This is a genomic window from Thioalkalivibrio sp. AKL12 (assembly GCF_000377925.1).
Classification (GTDB): domain Bacteria; phylum Pseudomonadota; class Gammaproteobacteria; order Ectothiorhodospirales; family Ectothiorhodospiraceae; genus Thioalkalivibrio; species Thioalkalivibrio versutus.
The window spans coordinates 12964-31487 of the sequence record NZ_KB898897.1 but is presented as its reverse complement, the minus strand read 5'-3'; the positions used below and the strand labels follow the sequence as shown (position 1 = coordinate 31487).

At 66.8% G+C, this 18524-nt stretch carries 19 protein-coding genes; 11 read left to right on the top strand and 8 right to left on the bottom strand.

All coding sequences use genetic code 11. The features are described 5' to 3' along the window. Positions 1-99: 99 nt before the first annotated feature. The 4 genes from D579_RS0108605 to D579_RS0108590 all read right to left on the bottom strand — a co-directional run bounded on the left by D579_RS0108605 (position 100) and on the right by D579_RS0108590 (position 3726). The gene (locus tag D579_RS0108605; protein ID WP_018169632.1) at positions 100-618 is read right to left on the bottom strand and encodes a DUF302 domain-containing protein; all 519 of its coding nucleotides are present in this window, start codon (positions 616-618) and stop codon (positions 100-102) included. A gap of 98 nt (positions 619-716) precedes the next feature. Beyond that, complete coding sequence (locus D579_RS0108600; RefSeq protein ID WP_231362644.1) at positions 717-1268, bottom strand: C40 family peptidase; 552 nt, start codon at positions 1266-1268, stop codon at positions 717-719. Continuing rightward, positions 1246-2046 carry a hypothetical protein gene (locus D579_RS0108595; RefSeq protein ID WP_018951729.1) on the bottom strand — a complete coding sequence of 267 codons (801 nt, stop codon included), beginning with the start codon at positions 2044-2046 and terminating at the stop codon, positions 1246-1248. Before D579_RS0108595 ends, D579_RS0108600 begins: the two co-directional genes overlap by 23 nt. A 117-nt stretch (positions 2047-2163) precedes the next feature. Continuing rightward, positions 2164-3726: a bifunctional aminoglycoside phosphotransferase/ATP-binding protein gene (locus tag D579_RS0108590; RefSeq protein ID WP_026289481.1), complete on the bottom strand. Its 1563-nt coding sequence runs from the start codon at positions 3724-3726 to the stop codon at positions 2164-2166. A 140-nt stretch (positions 3727-3866) separates the two neighbouring features. Here D579_RS0108590 and mrcB point away from each other — a divergent pair, with 140 nt between their 5' ends. The 5 genes from mrcB to truD are packed head-to-tail and all read left to right on the top strand — an operon-like array spanning position 3867 to position 10515. Beyond that, the gene (mrcB, locus tag D579_RS0108585; RefSeq protein WP_155985607.1) at positions 3867-6221 is read left to right on the top strand and encodes a penicillin-binding protein 1B; all 2355 of its coding nucleotides are present in this window, start codon (positions 3867-3869) and stop codon (positions 6219-6221) included. Then, the gene (locus tag D579_RS0108580) at positions 6218-6790 is read left to right on the top strand and encodes a tetratricopeptide repeat protein (RefSeq protein WP_026289480.1); all 573 of its coding nucleotides are present in this window, start codon (positions 6218-6220) and stop codon (positions 6788-6790) included. The genes mrcB and D579_RS0108580 overlap by 4 nt, the downstream gene beginning before the upstream one ends. A gap of 19 nt (positions 6791-6809) precedes the next feature. Further along, positions 6810-8771, top strand: a complete 1962-nt coding sequence (locus D579_RS0108575) for an ATP-dependent DNA helicase (protein ID WP_018951725.1) — start codon at positions 6810-6812, stop codon at positions 8769-8771. After that, entirely contained in the window at positions 8762-9445 is a 684-nt protein-coding gene (tsaB, locus tag D579_RS0108570) for a tRNA (adenosine(37)-N6)-threonylcarbamoyltransferase complex dimerization subunit type 1 TsaB (RefSeq protein ID WP_018169639.1), read from the top strand. Before D579_RS0108575 ends, tsaB begins: the two co-directional genes overlap by 10 nt. Positions 9446-9459: 14 nt before the next feature. Next, positions 9460-10515, top strand: a complete 1056-nt coding sequence (gene truD, locus D579_RS0108565; RefSeq protein ID WP_018951724.1) for a tRNA pseudouridine(13) synthase TruD — start codon at positions 9460-9462, stop codon at positions 10513-10515. 7 nt (positions 10516-10522) lie between these two features. On the opposite strand, the gene D579_RS0108560 is transcribed toward truD, so the two are convergent. The 3 genes from D579_RS0108560 to D579_RS0108550 form a co-directional block, all read right to left on the bottom strand. Continuing rightward, the gene (locus D579_RS0108560; RefSeq protein ID WP_018951723.1) at positions 10523-10954 is read right to left on the bottom strand and encodes a PAS sensor domain-containing protein; all 432 of its coding nucleotides are present in this window, start codon (positions 10952-10954) and stop codon (positions 10523-10525) included. A 223-nt stretch (positions 10955-11177) separates the two neighbouring features. Continuing rightward, positions 11178-11786, bottom strand: a complete 609-nt coding sequence (locus D579_RS0108555; RefSeq protein WP_018937714.1) for a DUF3365 domain-containing protein — start codon at positions 11784-11786, stop codon at positions 11178-11180. 251 nt (positions 11787-12037) lie between these two features. Then, a complete protein-coding gene (locus D579_RS0108550) occupies positions 12038-12595 on the bottom strand; it encodes a Smr/MutS family protein (RefSeq protein ID WP_018650212.1) in 558 nt (185 codons plus the stop codon). A gap of 110 nt (positions 12596-12705) precedes the next feature. On the opposite strand from D579_RS0108550, the gene surE reads away from it, so the two are divergent. From surE to rpoS, 5 genes are read left to right on the top strand one after another with little or no spacing between them, the layout of a single operon-like run. Then, the gene (gene surE, locus D579_RS0108545; RefSeq protein ID WP_018145818.1) at positions 12706-13476 is read left to right on the top strand and encodes a 5'/3'-nucleotidase SurE; all 771 of its coding nucleotides are present in this window, start codon (positions 12706-12708) and stop codon (positions 13474-13476) included. Next, complete coding sequence (locus tag D579_RS0108540) at positions 13466-14131, top strand: protein-L-isoaspartate(D-aspartate) O-methyltransferase (RefSeq protein ID WP_018169643.1); 666 nt, start codon at positions 13466-13468, stop codon at positions 14129-14131. The genes surE and D579_RS0108540 overlap by 11 nt, the downstream gene beginning before the upstream one ends. 59 nt (positions 14132-14190) lie before the next feature. Continuing rightward, entirely contained in the window at positions 14191-14775 is a 585-nt protein-coding gene (locus tag D579_RS0108535; protein WP_018951722.1) for a YqaA family protein, read from the top strand. A 1-nt stretch (position 14776) separates the two neighbouring features. Next, the gene (locus D579_RS0108530; protein ID WP_018169644.1) at positions 14777-15547 is read left to right on the top strand and encodes a peptidoglycan DD-metalloendopeptidase family protein; all 771 of its coding nucleotides are present in this window, start codon (positions 14777-14779) and stop codon (positions 15545-15547) included. A 23-nt stretch (positions 15548-15570) separates the two neighbouring features. Then, on the top strand, positions 15571-16647 hold the full coding sequence (gene rpoS, locus D579_RS0108525; RefSeq protein ID WP_018937713.1) for an RNA polymerase sigma factor RpoS: 1077 nt from the start codon (positions 15571-15573) through the stop codon (positions 16645-16647). Between the two features lie 22 nt (positions 16648-16669). Here the strand turns inward: rpoS and D579_RS0108520 are convergent, their stop codons facing one another. Further along, positions 16670-17044: an Mth938-like domain-containing protein gene (locus D579_RS0108520; RefSeq protein WP_018145813.1), complete on the bottom strand. Its 375-nt coding sequence runs from the start codon at positions 17042-17044 to the stop codon at positions 16670-16672. Between the two features lie 189 nt (positions 17045-17233). Here D579_RS0108520 and alaC point away from each other — a divergent pair, with 189 nt between their 5' ends. Further along, positions 17234-18457, top strand: coding sequence for an alanine transaminase (alaC, locus tag D579_RS0108515; RefSeq protein ID WP_019563739.1), 1224 nt, complete (start codon positions 17234-17236; stop codon positions 18455-18457). Positions 18458-18524: the final 67 nt, after the last annotated feature.

Genomic DNA, 18524 nt, shown 5'->3' with positions numbered 1-18524 from the left:
CCGAATCACCCTGTCCTAGCCATGTAGGACAGGGGGCATAAAAATGCCCGGGGCCGCAAGGCTGCCGGGCATTTTTCGTTGCGACAATGGTCCCTGGGATCAGAAGGCGAGGGCTTCCTTGATGATGCGCTCGACCAGTTCGTTCACGGCGCGCAGGCTTTCCTTCGAGTCCTTGTCGCCGACCTCGGGAACCGGCGTGTAGCCCATGTAGATTGTGCCCGGTTCCTCGGAGAGCTCGTAGACCGTGATGATGTAGGGGCAGAAGAGCATGTTGTGCGGATCGGCCTCCATGGTCGCGCGCGAGTAGGTGGCGCTGCAGAAGTCGACCGATTGCCCGTTGAGGTAGATGCCTTCGCCGCTTTCCTGTCCACCGGTGCGGTCCAGCATGTTGGCGATGTAGCCGACGTTGTTGATGACCAGGCCTTCAGCGGCGATGGCCTCTTCGACCATCTCGAAGTAGAAGTCGTATTCGCCTTCGGTCGTGAAGATGACGCGTTCGTCGGTCTCCATGAACGTCTCATAGGCGCTGGCGGTGCCGCCAACGGCGAGACCGAGGCCCAGGCCGATCGCCAGGGCGGAGTGGCGCAGGGTGCGCGAAATACCGGTGAGTGTTTTCATGGTTCCTTCCTCTATTGTGATTCCAGGCCTGGCCAGGATGGGTTGTATGCGCGCCGTCAGCGGTGAGTTTGGTGACGACGGGCGGGCTCTGATCGCGGTCAGTTGAAGAAATGACCGGCAAAGCGGGTTCGGGGCGCCCAGTACGGGTTGTCCAGATGCTCGATGCGAACCTGACCCCGTGCGCTGGGCGCATGCACGAAGCGGCCGTCTCCCACGTAGACCCCGACGTGGTCGATTTGATTCCCGTTAATGGCGAAGAACACCACGTCACCCGGGGTGGGCGGCCCCTCGCGTCGGGTCGCGGCGCGGGCCTGATCGCGTGTCGTGCGCGGGACGGCGCGCCCGGCCTCGCGGTAGGCCCGCTGGACGAGGGCCGAGCAGTCCAGCCCGGTGGCATCGGTGCCGCCGTACTGGTACGGGGTATCGAGGTGACCGAGGGCGGTCAGCACGACTTCGGAGCGTTCCAGGCCAGCCTCGGGTGTGGGGCTCATTGGGCCGTCCGCAAGGCCTTCGGGTGTGGCAACGGGCGCGGTGTCCCCTCCGCGCGGTTCGGGGCCCGCACTGCAGGCCGCAAGCAGCAGAAGCCCGGGGCCGGCCAGAGCAAGCGGCAGCCGTCGGCGCCAGGTGTCAGAAAAGATCGCGTTCGGCATAGCTGTCGGGGACGCTGAAGAGTGCGGCGCTGAGGTCGTCGGTGGAGATGCCGGCAAGCCGCGTGGTCACGCCGCCCTTTTCACTGACCTGCAGCGGGATGCCGTCGACGCGCGGCAGCAGGGAGGCACCCATTTGCGAGGCCATCGGCCCGCCGGCCTCAAGGGCGTTCAGGGACAGCTCGTACAGGCGATCCATCAGGGCGCCCAGGGTCGCGAAATCCGCGCTGCCCAGGCCCAGGGTATCCGGCTCCGTTACGCAGACCGTGCTTTGCACCTGGCCGTCGATCAGCACCTCGTAATCGTCGCAGACGAAGTCCCCGATCTTGCGTTGTTCGCCGGTGGCGCGGGTGTCGATCTCGGCATCGAAACCCTCCGCCCCGATGCCCAGCTGCTCCTCGAGCTGCTGGCGCACCTCGGGCGGGAGCTGCTCCATTTGTCGGCGCAGGTCGCTGACCATGTCGGTCATGGCGCGCATCTGCTGGTCCATTACCTCGCGAGTCAGCGGGGTGTAGGTCTGTTCCGTGTCGTCCACGACCGTCAGCTGGTCGGTTCTGGCGTCGAAGAGCATGTAGCCGGAGGTGCCGCTGATGGACTCGTTGAGGTCCATGCGCACGATGTCGCCGCGCACCAGGATCTGGCTCTCCAGTCCTTCGTCGTCGACGTAGTGCAGCAGGGCATCGGCCTGGGCGGTGGAGCCGATGGCCAGCAATCCGCCGACAGCAATGGGCGTGAGGGTGCGGCGGATTCGGTCGAGCGGACCGGGGCGGTGATGATGCATGGGGGCTCCTGCGGTTTCCTGGTCGGGTTCCGGGCTCGAGGGCGAGCGTGCCAGTTCCTGTGTCTCGAAGTTGACGGAGTATCCGGGGTCTGTCTATCGCTGATTGTACGCGGTCGCTCAGGTTGCGACGGGTTGTAGCAATTGGCGGGCGAGCGCGTCCGGATCCAGCGGTGCCTCCGGGGCCACCTCGATGCAGCCCTCCTCGGGGGCGGGCCATTCCTGCTGCGGCTGTTGCTGTTCCATCACCTCGACGCCGGCATCTGAGGCATCACGGCCCGCACGGGTGCGGGCCTCGAGTCGTTCGCGCAGCACTTCGTCACGGGCGCGACAGGCAACCACCGCAAAGCCGGCCGCCTGTTCCAGTGCCAGACGCTGGAACGGGGCGCGCTGGTCCTGGGTCAGGAAGGTGGCGTCGACCACCACGGTCAGGCCGAGCGCTAGCAGGCGTTGGGCGCGTTCGCGCAGATGGCCGTAGATCTGGGCCCGGGCATCGGCACTGTAGGAGACGGCGTCGGACAGGCGTTTGCGTTCGATATCCGAGCGCAGGCGCACGGCGCCCAGGGCTTCGATGATCTGAGTGCTGATCACGGTCTTGCCGCTGCCGGAGACGCCATGCATCAGGATCAGGCGGGGGGATCCAGGTTCGGTCAGGCGCTCGGCGAGGGCTAGATAGCGGCCCATCTCCGCCTGGTGGGCCGCCTGTTCGTCGGAAGGGAGCTGCGCCTCGGCCCCGTGAATGCCCTGGACCTTGGCCCGGATGAGTGCGCGGTAGACCTGGTACAACGGCAGGAGCGCGAGACCGTCGAAGTCTTCGCGCCCGTCCAGGTAGGCATTGAGTAGCCGCCAGGCGTGGGCGCGCGACTGACGGGCCAGGAGATCCATGGTGGTAAAGGCGATCTCGGAGATCACGTCGATCCAGCGCAGGGCGGGGTCAAACTCGATCGCGTCAAAGGCGACCGGCACTTCCTCGCCGTTCTCGTCATCGACATAGACCAGGTTGCCCAGGTGCAGGTCGCCATGGCCATGGCGCACGAAACCCTCGTCATGCCGAGCTTCAAGTGTAGCCTTCAATCGATTGATTTCCGATCGCGTCCACTGTTCCAGCCGTTCCAGGCGTGCCCGGTCCGACGCACCACGAACGGTCTCCTTCAGGGCCGGAAAGTTGTCCAGCATCGGTTGGGTGGCGGCCTCTGCGGTGCCGTACTCGGACTGCGCATCGGTGCGTTCGGTGCGTTCGTGGAAGGCGGCGATGTAGTGCCCCAGTGCATCCATGGTGGCGGCGGGCAGTTGGCCCTTGTCCAGAAGGTGGTCCAGCTGCCGTTTGCGGTCGAACCGGCGCATATGCACGGCGTAGTCGAGGATGGGGCCCTCGCCGTTGATGACGGGGTGGGCATCGTCGCCATTGAGGGTGGCAACCTCCAGGTAGATCTGGGGTGCCAGACGGCGATTGACCTCCAGCTCGGTCTCGCAGTAGTGCTGGCGAGCCTCGAGGGTGGAGAAGTCGAGGAAACCGAGGTTCAGCGGCTTCTTGAACTTGTAGGCGTCCTCACCCGCGAGGATGACCGTGGAGATGTGGGTTTCGATGGTGCGCACGGTGTCGGCATCCGGCGCCGGGGCGGGAAATCCGCGGTCCGCGACCAGTTGGTGCAGGCGCTTGTGGTGCTGTTCCAGTTCGGTCATCGGGGCTCCGCAGTAGGCCGTGGGGGTGTTGGGCATCGGGAGCCGGGTCTTTTTCCCGGAATCGCCGGCCATGCACCCGTTTTCGCTTACGCATCAGGTTACCATTGCTGCCGTTTCGGTCACCTCGCCCATCACACGCCATGCCGCGAAAAGCCACTACACGTCCCCGCAAGCGAAGCGCGCCCCGAAGGGGCCGACTCCGGCGCCTGTTCGGTGCGGGCAGCTGGACCCTGGCGGGGCTGCTGCTCGCCGGCCTTACGGTGGGTGGCATCTATGTGCATCAACTGGACCGCGAGATTCGTGAACGGTTCGAGGGGCAGCGTTGGGCGCTGCCGGCGCGGGTGTATGCGCGGCCCCTGGAGCTCTATGCGGGGCGGCCGTTGACCGCGGATGCGCTGGAGACCGAGCTGCGCGCCCTGAACTATCGCCAGACCCCGGATGGCGCCGGGCCCGGCGAGTTCCGCATCGAAGGCAGTAGCGCGCGCCTGACCACCCGGCCGTTCACCTTTGGCGACGGTCGGGAGCCGGCGCATTCGGTGCGGGTGCGCCTGTCCGAGGGCCGCGTGGAGTCGGTCGCCGAGCAGTCCAGTGGGCGCAATGTGGACCTGATGCGCGTGGAGCCGCTGCTGATTGGCAGCATCTACCCGACCCATGGCGAGGATCGCATCCTGGTCGATATCGACGAGGTGCCGCGCGAGCTGATCGGGGCCTTGCTGGCGATCGAGGACCGCCGCTTCATGTCCCATCGGGGGGTGGACCCGGTCGGCATCGGGCGGGCCGCGGTCGCGAACCTGCGGGCCGGACGCACGGTGCAGGGTGGCAGCACCCTGACCCAGCAGCTGGTGAAGAATTTCTACCTGACCCGTGACCAGACGCTGACGCGCAAGCTGAACGAAGCGGTGATGGCCCTGTTGCTGGAGCACCGCTATGACAAGCGGGAGATCCTCGAGGCCTACCTGAACGAGGTGTTTCTGGGGCAGACCGGTGAACGGGCGATCCACGGCTTCGGTCAGGCTGCGCAGTTCTACTATCAGCGCCCGTTGAACGAGTTGCGTCTGGACCAGCTGGCGCTGCTCGTGGGGCTGGCGCGCGGGGCCAGTTACTACGACCCCCGACGTTATCCGCAGCGTGCCACGCAACGCCGGGACCGGGTGCTGGAGGCGATGGCCGAGACCGGGCTGGCCGAACGCGACCGGGTGGACCGGGCGCTGGCGACGGCGCTGGATGTTTCCCCGGTCATGCCGGAAGGGCGCAGCCGCTTTCCGGCGTTCCTGGATCTGGTGCGCCGGGAGCTGCGTACGGATTACGCGGACGAGGACCTGCGCAGCGAGGGCCTGCGGATCTTCACGACCATGGACCCGGTCGTCCAGATGCTCCTCGAGGAACGGCTGGTACGCGGCGTGGACGACCTGGTCCGGCGTCGCGGGGGCGTGAGCGACCTGGACGATCTGCAGGCCGCGGCGGTCGTGACCGACCCGCAGGCCGGCGAGGTGCTGGCGGTGGTCGGGGATCGCAACCCGCGCTATCCCGGCTATAACCGTGCGGTGGAGGCCCAGCGGCAGGTCGGCTCGGTGATCAAGCCGTTCGTGTACCTCGCGGCCCTGACCAACCCGAACCGATACACCCTTGCGACGCTCCTCGACGACAGCCCGCTGACCCTGCAGCTGCCGCATGGCGAGCCCTGGACACCGCGCAACTTTGACCGCGAATACCGGGGGCCGGTGACCGCGTGGGAAGCCCTGGTGCAGTCGTACAACATCGCTACGGTGCGTCTGGCCGAGGATATCGGGATCTCGCAAGTGGTCAGCTTGCTGCAGACGCTGGGTCTGCAGCGCACACCGGCCCCGTTGCCGTCGCTGGCGCTGGGTGCGATCGAGCTTTCGCCACTGGAGGTGGCCGGGCTCTATCAGGCCCTGGCGAACGGTGGCTATGCGACCGAAACCCGGGTGATCCGCGACGTGCTGGATCAGGACGATGAGATGCTCTCGCACTACGGGCTGTCCCTGCAGGGCGCGGTGTCGGATGGTGCGGTGCGTTTGTTGACCCACGCGCTGCATGACGTGACCCGGGAAGGTACTGGGAGCCGGATCAATGCGCGCCTGAACGGTGAGGTCGTGGCCGGGAAGACCGGAACCACCAACAACTTTCGCGATAGCTGGTTTGCGGGATTTGATGATCGCCATGTGGCGGTGGTCTGGCTGGGTATGGACGATAACCGTCCCACCGGTCTGACCGGTGGGGTGTCCGCCGCGCCGGTGTGGGCGGAGATCATGGCGGGGATCGGGGTGCAATCCCTGCGCCTGGAGGGCCACCCCGGCATCGACTATCAGGGGGTCGATCTTGCCTCCGGGTTGCGTGTGGAAAGCGATGACCACGCCTGCGAGTCGGTGAAGAGGCTGCCGTTCTGGCAGAATTCGAGCCCCGAGACACGCGCCGAGTGTGATCTGCGCAGTGATTCCAGCCCGCAAGGCTGGTTCGAGAGGCTATTCCGGTGAAGATGTTGTGTACCGCACGATCCCCGTTTCGCGTAGCGCGGCCCGCCGGTTCGGCGTGGCGCCCGGCGCAGTGGCTGGGTGCTGTTGCGCTGGCCGCGCTGCTCGCCGCCTGTGCGACGCCGGCGCCCCGGGATGCGAGTGCCCCGGTGCCCGACGACGGGGATATCACCGGCGAGGATGCAGCGCCCAGCGTAGATCGGGTCGAACCCCGTGAGCCGGAACGCGCGCCGACACCCGCCGCGGCCCTGAACCTGGCCCAGCAGGCCGAGTCCGCGCGCCAGGCCGGGGACACGGCACGAGCGGAGCAGCGTCTGGAGCGCGCCTTGCGGATTGCGCCGCGGGATGCCGGGCTGTGGCACCAGATGGCCACGCTGCGCATGGAACAGGGGCGCTATCAGCAGGCCGAGCGTCTGGCCGGTCGTTCGTTGCAGATGGTGGGCGGTGGAGACCGCGAACTGGCCCTGCAGAATTGGCGACTGATCCTGAAGGCCCGCGAGAAGCAGGGCGACGCGGCCGGGGCCGACGAGGCCCGCGAGGCGATCCGCCGCCTGGAAGCCGACATTGTCTGACTCATCGAACGCGGTAACGGTGGAGTCGGCGGCGGTACGGGCCCTGAGCCCGGGCGGGGACCTGGCCACTGCGGTCGAAGGCTTCCGTCCGCGCGAGCCGCAGCAACGCATGGCCGTGGCGGTCGAAGAGGCGCTGGCGACTGCGCCCACCGCCCTGCTGGTCGAGGCCGCGACTGGGGTGGGAAAGACCTTCGCATATCTCGTGCCGGTCCTGCAGTCGCGCCGGCGTGCCCTGATCTCCACCGGAACCAAGACCCTGCAGGACCAGCTCTTCGATCGCGACCTGCCGGTGGTCTGCGAGGCCCTGGGATACCGTCCGCGGGCTGCGCTGCTGAAGGGCCGCGCCAACTATCTGTGCCACTACCGCCTGGAACTGGCCGCGGCCGAGGCCGGGGGTGCGACCGGCAGCCCCGTGCGCCGCGAGCAGTTGCCGGTCATCGAGGCCCTGCAGCGGTTTGCGCGTACAAGCCCTACCGGCGACCTGGGGCAGGCCGGGATCCTCGCGGAGGACTCCAGGTTGTGGCCGCAGGTCACCTCGACCGTGGACAACTGCCTGGGAGGGGAATGCCCGAGCTACAACGACTGCTTCGTGGTGCAGGCCCGCAAGCGGGCACAGGAGGCGGACGTGGTGGTGGTCAATCATCACCTGTTGCTCGCGGATATGGCCCTGAAAGAAGAGGGCTTCGGCGAACTCTTGCCGGAGGTCGACGCGGTGATTGTCGACGAGGCTCATCAGCTGCCGGATATCGCCGGGTCGTTTTTTGGTATTGCGGTCGGCACGCGCGCGTTACGCGAACTGGCTCGAGACACCCGGCGCGAGCAGGAACAGCATGCCCCGGAGATGCTGGATATCCGCCAGCGCATCACGGAGCTGGAGGCGAGTGTGGCCGAGCTGCTGGATGCCTCGCGCACCTGGGAGGGCCGCTCCAGCTGGGATACGGTCAGTCCTGGCGGCGAGCTCGATCCGTTGCTGGATCGGCTCGACACGAATCTCGGTTTTGTCGGCGACGCGCTGGAGGCCGCGGCCGCACGGGCACCAGGCCTGGAGCAGCTGCGCGGGCGCAGCGCCCTGTTGCTGGAACGCCTGCGCGACTGGCGCGAGGAGACCCCGGACACGGTGGCCTGGGCGGAGCGTTTCAGTCAGAGCCTGATCCTGCACCGGACACCGCTGGATGCGGCACGGCCGCTGGCACAGCGGCGCGCCGCGCGGCCGGCGGCGTGGATTTTTACCTCGGCCACCCTGGCGGTGGGCGAGGACTTCGGCCATGCGGCGCGCCGACTGGGCCTGCCGGCCGATGTCGCAAGCGAACGCCTGGACAGCCCGTTCGATTTTCCCAATCAGGCCTGCCTGGTCCACCCACAGCCCCCGCTGCCCAATCCGAACGACCCGGGCTATACCCGCGCCTGCATCGCCTGGGCCTGGCCGCTGCTGCGTGACAACCCGGGCGGCGGATTCTTCCTGTTTACCAGCCATCGCGCATTGCAGGAAGCGGCGGCGATCCTGCGTGCAGAGTTGCCGGCTGATCGCGAACTGCTGGTGCAGGGCGAGCAGCCGCGGGGCGACCTGCTGGCGCGTTTTCGCGAGTCGGGCAATGCATGGCTGCTGGGGGCGCACAGTTTCTGGGAAGGCGTCGACATCCGCGGCGAGGCACTGTCGGTGGTGATCATTGATCGTTTGCCGTTTGCCGCGCCCAATGACCCGGTGCTGCAGGCGCGCGCGTCCGCGCTGGAGGCGGAGGGGCGTTCCCCGTTCATGGAATTCACCCTGCCGCAGGCCGTGCTGGCGCTGAAACAGGGCGCGGGGCGGCTGATTCGGGACGCCGAGGATGCGGGCATCCTCGCCTTGTGCGATCCGCGGCTAACCGGAAAATCCTACGGCCGGCACTTTCTGGCCAGCCTGCCGGCGTTTCACCGTACGCGGGAGCCGGCCGCCGCGCTGTGTTTTCTCGCACAGGCCCGGGGACGCAACACATGCGCTTGATCGCACTGGAGACCGCTTCCGAACAGTGTTCGGCAGCCCTTTATCTTGATGGCGAGATCCATTGTGTGCGCGAGCGCGCGGCGCGCCGGCATGGCGAGCTGATCCTGGGGCAGATCGAGCAATTGCTGCGCGAGGCGGACGTGCCGCGCAGCAGTCTGGATGGCGTGGCCGTCGGACGGGGGCCGGGGGCGTTTACTGGTGTACGCCTGGGGCTGGGCGTGGCGCAAGGGATTGCCTTCGCCCTGGACCGTCCGGTGGTTCCGGTCTCCACGTTGCAGGCGCTGGCCCAACAGGCGCTGCGCGATGATCGCCGGCCGGCGGCCGTGCTTGCGGCGCTGGATGCTCGCATGGGGGAGGTGTACTGGAGCCTTTGTCCGGTTCAGGGCGAGCGCGTGGGCCTTGGGCCGGAGCAGGTGGCCGCACCGGAGAGCCTGGTCGTGGCCTGGCCGGTGGGCGAGCGCTATGGGCTGGGGTCGGCCTTCGCCACCTTCCCCGATCTGGCCGCCGCGCAGGGGCTGGCGAGCGAGGCGGTGGACGCCGACGCGTTGCCCGATGCGCAAGAGGTTGCGCTGCTGGCAGTGGATGCCTGGGAGCGTGGCGAGGCGGTGGCGCCTGAAGACGCGCAGCCGGTCTATGTGCGTGACGATGTTGCCCGGCCGGCATCCCCCCGATGAGTCAGGAGCCCGAGATGAACGCGACACCCTACCCCTGGCACCCGCCCCTGACCGCGATGATCAAGGCATGCCCGGAAGATTTCCGGGTTGAGGAATTGCCGGCAACGACGCCCGAAGGTGAGGGGGAACATGTCTGGCTGGATATCGAGAAGCGCCTGCTGAACAGCGAGGACGTGGCGGTCTGGTTGGCGCGCGAGTCGGGTGCGGGCCGGGGCAAGGTCAGCTACGCCGGGCGCAAGGACCGCCAGGCGGTGACGCGCCAGTGGTTCAGCGTGCAATGCCCGCCGGAGTCCGAGCCGGATTGGACGGCCCGGGCGGAGGCCTGGAATGGCGCCCAGGAAGGCGGGGAGGCGGCGGGCCGGATGCGGGTGCTGCAGATCGCCCGCCATGCGCGCAAGCTGCGTACTGGGCACCTGGCGGGCAATCGCTTCGAGATCCGTCTGGGTGATGTGCAGGGCGATCGCGAGGCCGCGGAACAGATCCTCGAGGCGATCCGTAGCGGGGGGATTCCCAACTACTTCGGGGCGCAACGCTTTGGCCGCGACAACCTGGCCAAGGCGCGGGCCTGGCTGGGGGGCGGTCGCGCGCCGCGCAGCCGCAACCAGCGCAGTCTGCTCTTGTCCGCCGCGCGTTCCGCGATCTTCAACGAGGTACTGGCCGAGCGGGTCCGCCGCGGCGACTGGGACCGGTTGCTGCCGGGCGACGTGGCCAATCTTGAAGGCTCGGGCAGCGTGTTTCCGGTGGCGGAAGTGGATGCCGAGATCGAGGCGCGCGCTGCCCGGCTGGATCTCCATCCGACGGGGCCGCTATGGGGCAAGGGTGCGATGCAGACGGAAGGCGAGGTTGAGGCACTGGAGACAGCGATGGCCGCTGGCGAGCCGGCGTTGGCGGAAGGACTGGCCAAGGCGGACGTGAAGGCGGCGCGCCGCGCGCTGCGCATGGTGCCAGGCGCCGTGAAGTGGCGCTGGGAGGGGCATGACCTGTGGCTGACGCTGGAGCTGGGGGCCGGGGAGTATGCGACCGGTGTGCTTGAGGCGATCTGCGTCCCGCGGGCAGCGGATCGCGCCTGAGTCGGCGTCAGGCGGAGTTCTTGAGCTTGCGTTCGGCGCGTTCGGCGCGCTGCTCGGCTTCCACGCGGTCGGTGATGTCTTTCTGGATACCGATGTAGTAGGTGAGTCGGTCTTCGTCGTTGAACACCGGGGTCAGCGACAGCTCGTTCCAGAACAGGCTGCCGTCCTTGCGGTAGTTGCGCAGGGTCACACGGCAAGGCTGGTTTTCGTCGATGGCCGCACGAATCTCCTGGCGCACGCCCTGGTCGGTATCCTCCCCCTGCAGGAAGCGGCAGTCGCGGTAGAGGATCTCCTCGGAGCGATAGCCGGTCAGTTCCTCGAAGGCACGATTCACGTAGATCAGGATATTGTCGTCGCCCTCGCGCTCGGCGATCACGATACCGTCATTGGAGGCATCCACGGCGAGGGCAAGCAGTTCGGCATCTATGGTTCGCGTCATATATGGCGTTTCGGTCAGGTCTGGGGGTCGTGCACGCGGAGGGGCGTTTTTTTGGGCGCCCTTCTCGGCTTCCATGGCACGAAAATAGCACGTTCCGGTGCGGTTGTGCTCAAGGATGGAGGCTGTGGTGGGCGCCCCGGGATGGTCCCGGCCACAAAAAAGGCCGCCCGGGGGCGGCCTCTTCCGATGGGCCCGGGACTCGGGCCCGATGGTCCCGGAATGCCTACATTTCCTGGGTCACGGTGAAGGCACCGCGCACGTCTCCCTCACGGAAGCCGGTCGCCTGATCGTCGGGGTAGAGACGTTCCAGCGCGTGCTTGACGTCGCCACTGACGTCGGAGCCGTGGCAGGTCAGGCAGGCGCCGCCGGTCGGGATGGCCGCCATGAAGCGGAATTTCGGGTCACCATCATCGGATTCGACCACGCCAAAGCGCGGCGGAAGATCCGTGGCTGGAGTGCCAGCCGTATGCTGGGCCTCGAAACCCTGCAGGGTCAGGCGTTCCCAGCGGTCGGGGGCGTTGTCCTGGTTGCGCAGCTTCAGGCTGGTTCTCCCGATCTCGATGCCGGTTTCCGCCGAGATGTCACGCGCAATTGCAGGGGCGCGCTCGTTGCAGACCTGGATCGCCTCGGTGGGGCCGCCGGACTGCATGGCGGACATCAGTTCGCCCTGGAGGGTGCTGGCAAACTTCTGAATGGCGTCACGATTGGCAGCGATGCGCTCTTGCAGGTCGTCCTGAGAGAGCTGCGGCATGCTGTCTGCGCCCGCTTGGCCGCTGGCGGCAGAGAAGGCGATCAGGCCGAGGGCCAGGGGGGCGAGCTTCCAGTTCTTCATGGCAAATACCTCGTAGTGCAGAGTCCGTTGCGTCCTGTGTCTGTACAAGACCTGTACAAAGCATGGACCGATCGTGGTTAAAGCGCAAGGTCGGTGTTCACCAAATGATAGATGAATCCGGGTCAGGATTCCGGGGCCGCCTTGCGGGTCTGAATCCAGTCTAAGCATCCACATCGCAAAATGCGAATATATCGAAAGGCGTATGTGAGGGCGCCGTTTGTTGCGTGGAAGATGGTCTCTGGATGCGGCTTTTAGCGCCCGGGATCCGGGCTCCGGGACCGCTTGAGGAGGACATAGACGGCACCGGTACCGCCGTCGGTCGGCCGCGCGGAGCAGAACGCAAGGACATCGTCGCGCTGGCGCAGCCAGTGGTCGGTCAGCCCCTTGAGTACCGGACCCTTGTGGCGTGAGCGCAGGCCCTTGCCGTGCACGATGCGTACGCACAGCGCGCCGCCCCGGCGGGCATCGTCAAGGAACAGGCCAATGGCGCGGCGCGCCTCGTCGGCGAACAGGCCGTGCAGGTCGATCTCGTCCTGTACGCGGTAGTGTCCGCCCCGCAGCTTGCGGAAGACGCGCGGGCTGATGCCGGGGCGGGCAAAGCGGAGTTCATCGCCCGGTTGCAGATCGGCGGCGTTAAGCGGATCGCTGAGCCAGTCGGCATGAGCGCGCGCCTCGTCGGCCTCTCGCTGGCGTGCCCGGGCTGCGGGAGGCGGGGGACGGACATCGGCCTGATCACTGTGCAGCCGTCGCACGTTGCCAACGGCCTGCAGGAATTCGTCGAAATCGTTGGGATCATCCCCGGAGTTCATGGCAGGATACTCGCACTTTTCGGGGGGCGGGCGCGATCGAGTCGATTCGAGAGCGTCTCCCTGGACGGTTTCCAGTATATTGAACGCCCTCCCAACGGCCCTGTTCCTGCATGCGCATTCTGGTTAGCAACGACGATGGAATTCACGCCCCGGGCATCCAGTGCCTGGCGACGCATCTGCGGCGGATTGCCGAGGTGCACGTGGTGGCCCCGGACCGGGATCGCAGCGGTGCCAGCAACAGCCTGACGCTGGTGCGGCCGCTGCGGGCGCGTCACCTCCAGAGCGGTGATGTACAGGTCGACGGGACCCCGACGGACTGCGTGCACCTGGCGATCACGGGGTTGTTGCAGCAGGAGCCGGATGTGGTCATCTCCGGGATCAATGCCGGTGCGAACATGGGCGACGACGTGCTGTATTCCGGCACGGTGGCAGCTGCGATGGAAGGACGCTTTCTGGGGCTCCCGTCGATTGCGGTGTCGCTGGTGGGTCCGGATCTGCAGCACTACGACGCCGCGGCAAGCGTAGTGGTCGAATTGCTGGACCGCATCAACCGCGTGCCACTGCCGGCGGCCACCATCCTGAATGTGAATGTCCCCGATCTGCCGCGCTCGGAGATCCGTGGTGTGCAGGCCACGCGCCTGGGGCATCGCCATCGGGCCGAGCCGATGATCGCGGACGAGGACCCCCGCGGGCGCCCGATCTACTGGGTCGGGCCGGCCGGGTCGGAACAGGACGCCGGCCCGGGTACCGACTTCCACGCGGTGCGCGAGGGCTACGTCTCGGTGACGCCGATCCAGGTGGACCTCACGCGCTTTGACGCCATCGACACGGTGGGACGCTGGCTGGACGACTCGCTCCCGGAGGCTGGACATGGTTCCTGACGCCACCGGCGCCGGTCTGACCTCGCAGCGTGCCCGTGACCGACTGGTGCGGTTGCTGGAGGGGCAGGGCATCCGCGACCCGCGAGTACTGGAGGCGATCCGTTCGATTCCGCGCCACCTGTTTGTGGAGGAGGCGCTGAGCCATCGCGCCTACGAAAACACGGCGTTGCCGATCGGACATCGCCAGACCATCTCCCAGCCCTTTATCGTCGCGCGCATGACCGAGGCACTGCTCGAGGGCGAGCGCCCCCGGACGGTCCTGGAGATCGGGACCGGCTCCGGCTATCAGGCGGCGGTCCTGGCGCAGATCGTGGATCGGGTGTTCTCGGTGGAACGCATTCAGGCGCTCAGCCGGAACGCCCGTGAACTGTTGAGCCGTCTGGGCATCAACAACGTCAATCTTCGGCACAGTGACGGGGCCGACGGCTGGCCAGACAAGGCGCCGTTCGACGGGATTATCCTGACCGCAGCACCGAAGGAGGTTCCCGAGGCGTTGCTGACCCAGCTGGCGCTGGGCGGGCGCCTGGTCGCGCCCGTGGAAGGCCCGGACGGGCGTCAGCAGCTGGTGCGCTATACCCGGACGGAAGAGGCCTATGTGCGCGATATCCTGGACGCGGTGATGTTCGTGCCGATGCTTCCGGGGGCCGAGCAATGACGGCGGACCGTGCAGGTCGAGGCATTTGTGACTGAACTGGTCGCGGCGGTACGGCATCGATGAAGCTCTTCGAGCCGCTCTACGACCGGGTGATGGCCTGGTCCCGCCATCCTCATGCGCCGCGTTATCTGGCTGGGCTCTCGTTCGCCGAGTCTTCGTTCTTTCCCATCCCCCCGGACGTAATGCTTGCGCCGATGGCGGCGGCGCAGCCGCGTTCCGCCTGGCGGCTGGCCGCGCTGACCACCCTGTTTTCCGCGCTTGGCGGTTTGCTCGGGTACCTGATCGGGTGGCTGGCGTTCGAGTGGATCGGGCCCTGGCTGCATCAGGTCGGGTACGGCGAGGAGTTAAGCCAGGCCGAGGTCTGGTTTGACACCTGGGGAGTCTGGGTCGTCCTGGTCGCCGGCTTTTCACCGATCCCCTACAAGCTGTTCACCGTGACCGCCGGGGCGCTTTCGATGGCCCTGTTGCCGTTCTTGATCGCGTCGCTGGTGGGGCGCGGGCTGCGTTTCTTCCTGGTCGCGTTGTTCATGGCCTGGGCCGGGCCGCGTGCGGAGCGCCATCTGCGACCGTATATGGAGCGTCTGGGCTGGGCGGCCATTATCCTGCTGGCCGTGGCCATGGCGATCTATCTGGTAATGGACTGACATGCGCCGGCGCATGGTTCAGGGATTGGTGACGGGGTTGGTGCTGGTCCTGGTTGCGAGTGTCTTGGCCGGTTGTGCGGCGCGTGCGCCCAGCGGGGCCTCGATGCCGGACACTCATGTGGTGCAGCGCAACGAGACGCTGTATCGCATTGCCCAGCGCTACGGCTTGGAATGGCGCGATCTGGCCCGACGCAATGCCATCGGTGCCCCTTATGTTATCCATCCCGGTCAGCGCCTGCGGCTGCGAGGTGCGGCGCGCTCGTCGCCGCCCAGCGCGCCACAGGCCTCTTCAGCGCCGAGCACGCGGCAACCATCCTCGGGCGCCTCTGGCCGCGACAGCGGTGGCGGAACCTCGTCCGGCTCTACCTCAAGCTCGTCGACTTCGAGTCCGCCGCCCTCCGATCCGGGGGGCTGGCAATGGCCGGCGGCGGGCGAGGTGCTGCGCGGATTCTCCAGCAGCGGCACGCGTCGAGGGCTTGCGATCGGCGGCGAACGGGGGGATCACGTACGGGCAACGCGGGCCGGGGAAGTGGTCTATGCAGGTGGCGGCCTGGTGGGGTATGGTCGATTGATCATCCTCAAGCACGACGCGCGGTTCCTCAGTGCCTACGGGCACAACGATGAATTGCTGGTGAGCGAGGGTGACCAGGTGCAGGCGGGCGACACCATCGCGCGTCTGGGGTCATCGGGGGCCGAGCGCCCGATGTTGCACTTCGAGATCCGGGTGGACGGGACGCCGGTAGACCCGGCGCGATACCTCCCGGACCGCTGACTCGATCGAGAGCAGGACACTACATGGCCAAGACCCGGCAACCGGCCGCTCCGGAACTGCACAACGACAACCTGACCCACGAGCCGGATCCGGAGGAGGCGACCCAGGTGCCCGAGGATCTGGCCCATCCGGTCGAAAAGATCGAGGAATCCGAAGATCCGGAAGACGTCTCGGAGGCGGTGCTACCCGACGTCACCGCCGGCTTGAAACCGGAAGAAGGCGCTCCAGTACGGCCGAAAACCCTGCGCGACGCCCGTCCCGCGGAACTGGATGCGATCCAGATCTACCTGCGCGATATCGAATACCGCCCGCTGCTGACCCCCGAGGAAGAGCGCAAGTACGCGCGTCTGGCGCGCGAGGGAGACGAGAGTGGCCGCCGGCGCATGATCGAGTGCAATCTTCGGTTGGTGGTCAAGATCGCCCGTCGCTACCTGAACCGGGGTTTGCCGCTGCTTGACCTGATCGAGGAGGGCAATCTCGGCCTCATGCACTCGGTGGAAAAATTCGACCCGGAGCGCGGCTTTCGTTTTTCCACCTACGCCACCTGGTGGATCCGCCAGACCATCGAACGGGCCCTGATGAATCAGGGGCGGACCATCCGCATTCCGGTGCATGTGAGCAAGGAGTTGCGCATGCACGCACGGATTGCGCGCAACCTGACGCAGGAACTGGGCCGCGACCCCACCGAGGAAGAGCTGGCGGAGCGCCTGGGCCGGCCGGTGGCGGAGATCCAGAAGCTGCGCGCGATGTCCGAACCCTCCACCTCGATGGATTTGCCGTCGGGCCCGGACGGCGATCGCTCGCTGGCCGATATCCTTGCCGACGTGAATGCACCCGAGCCCTCCACTTTGCTGGAGGATCAGGATCTTCATCATCTGGTGGATGCCTGGCTGGAAGAACTGGACTACAAACAGCGCGAGGTGCTGGTGCGTCGGTTCGGACTGCACGGTTTCGAGCGCTCGACCCTGGAGCAGGTCGGGGCGGAGATCGGCGTGACCCGGGAGCGGGTGCGGCAGATTCAGATGGATGCGCTGAAGCGGCTGCGGAAGCTGCTGGAGTCGCGTGGAATGAAGGGTGACGAGGTCCTGCCGAGTTCCTGAGAGGGTTGCCGGGGCGGGTCGCTTATCCGTTAATGATCAGGGCAGCGGCGACGTCGCGGCCCTCGGCCATGATCAGGTTGTACGTGCGGCAGGCGGCCGCGGTATCCATGATTTCCACCCCCAGGCCCTGCGAGCGCAGATGACGCCAGACCGCGCGGTCCGGGAATTGCTGGACCGTACCGGTGCCGATTAGCAGGACCTCGGGCGGCGCGTCCAGTATTGCTTGCAGGTGATCCACGCCCAGTTGTTCGACCGAGTCGACTGGCCAGTCGGTGCGCAGTTCGTGCGGGCGCACGATCAGGCTGCGGCTGTGCGCAATCTGGTTGATTCCGACGCGCCCCGACTCGTAGCCGGTCACGATGTAGGAGTCTTCGCTGGTGACTTCGGAAAACAGCATCCCTTTACGCTACTCCGAGCCCGCGACAGGCTCAAGATTCCATCCGCGCTTGGGGGAGTGCCCAAGCCTCGATTCGTTGACAGCCGGGGGCCCGGGTTATACTTTGGCGCGCTTTCCGGTGCGGCATCCGGAGGGGCCGTTTTGGCCCTGCAAAGCGATCCCCAAGGCCCCAACCAGGACCCAGAATCCGTGACCGACGTCTTTCCCCGTATCGAGCGCCTCCCGCCCTACGTCTTCAACATCGTGAACCAGTTGAAGGCCGAGGCCCGCGCCCGCGGCGAGGACATCATCGACTTCGGCATGGGCAACCCGGACCAGCCGACGCCGCAGCACATCGTGGACAAGCTGTGCGAGGCGGCGCAGCGCGGCGATACCCACCGCTATTCCGTGTCCAAGGGCATCCCGCGGCTGCGCCGCGCGATCACGCGCTGGTACAAGACCCGGTTCGACGTCGATCTGGACCCGGAGACCGAGGCGATCGTGACCATCGGTTCCAAGGAGGGTCTGGCGCACCTTGCGCTGGCGACCCTGGGGCCGGGCGATGCGGTGCTGGTGCCGAATCCGGCCTATCCGATTCATCCCTATGGTTGTGTGATTGCCGGCGCGGATGTGCGCCATGTGCCGTTGACGCCGGATGTCGACTTCTTCGCCGAGCTGGAGCGGGCGATCCAGGACTCCTGGCCGAAGCCGAAGATGCTGATCCTCAACTTCCCGGCGAATCCGACCACACAGTGCGTGGATCGGGAGTTCTTCGAGCGGGTCGTGGCGATCTGCAAGGAACATGGCATCTGGATCGTGCACGACCTGGCCTATGCCGAGATCAGTTTTGACGGCTACAAGGCGCCTTCGATCTTCGAGGTGCCGGGGGCGAAGGACATTGCGGTGGAGTTCTACACCCTGTCCAAGACCTACAACATGCCGGGCTGGCGCGTCGGCTTCATGTGCGGTAACCCGACCCTGGTCGCGGCGCTGGCGCGGATCAAGTCGTACCTCGACTACGGCACCTTTACCCCCATCCAGGTCGCTGCGATCGCTGCGCTGGAAGGCCCGCAGGACTGCGTGGAGGAGATTCGCGAGCTCTACCGGGTGCGCCGTGATGTCCTCTGCGAGGGGCTGAACAAGCTCGGCTGGCAGGTCGAGAAGCCGAAGGCGACCATGTTCGTCTGGGCGCCGATCCCCGAGCCCTACCGCGAGATGGGCTCGCTGGAGTTCGCCAAGAAGATGCTGAGCGACGCCAAGGTGGCGGTCTCGCCGGGGGTGGGTTTCGGCAACTACGGAGACGACCACGTGCGCTTCAGCCTGATCGAGAACGAACAGCGTACGCGTCAGGCCCTGCGCGGGATCAAGGCGATGTTCCGCGCGGACTCGATCCTGGCCGACGCCTCCGAGGAAAATCCGGGTTCGGGCAGCTAGTTCGACCGCCGCAGACCCTCAACGCAATGAACACGGGGCGCCGCTGGTGCCCGACGTCAAGGACAGC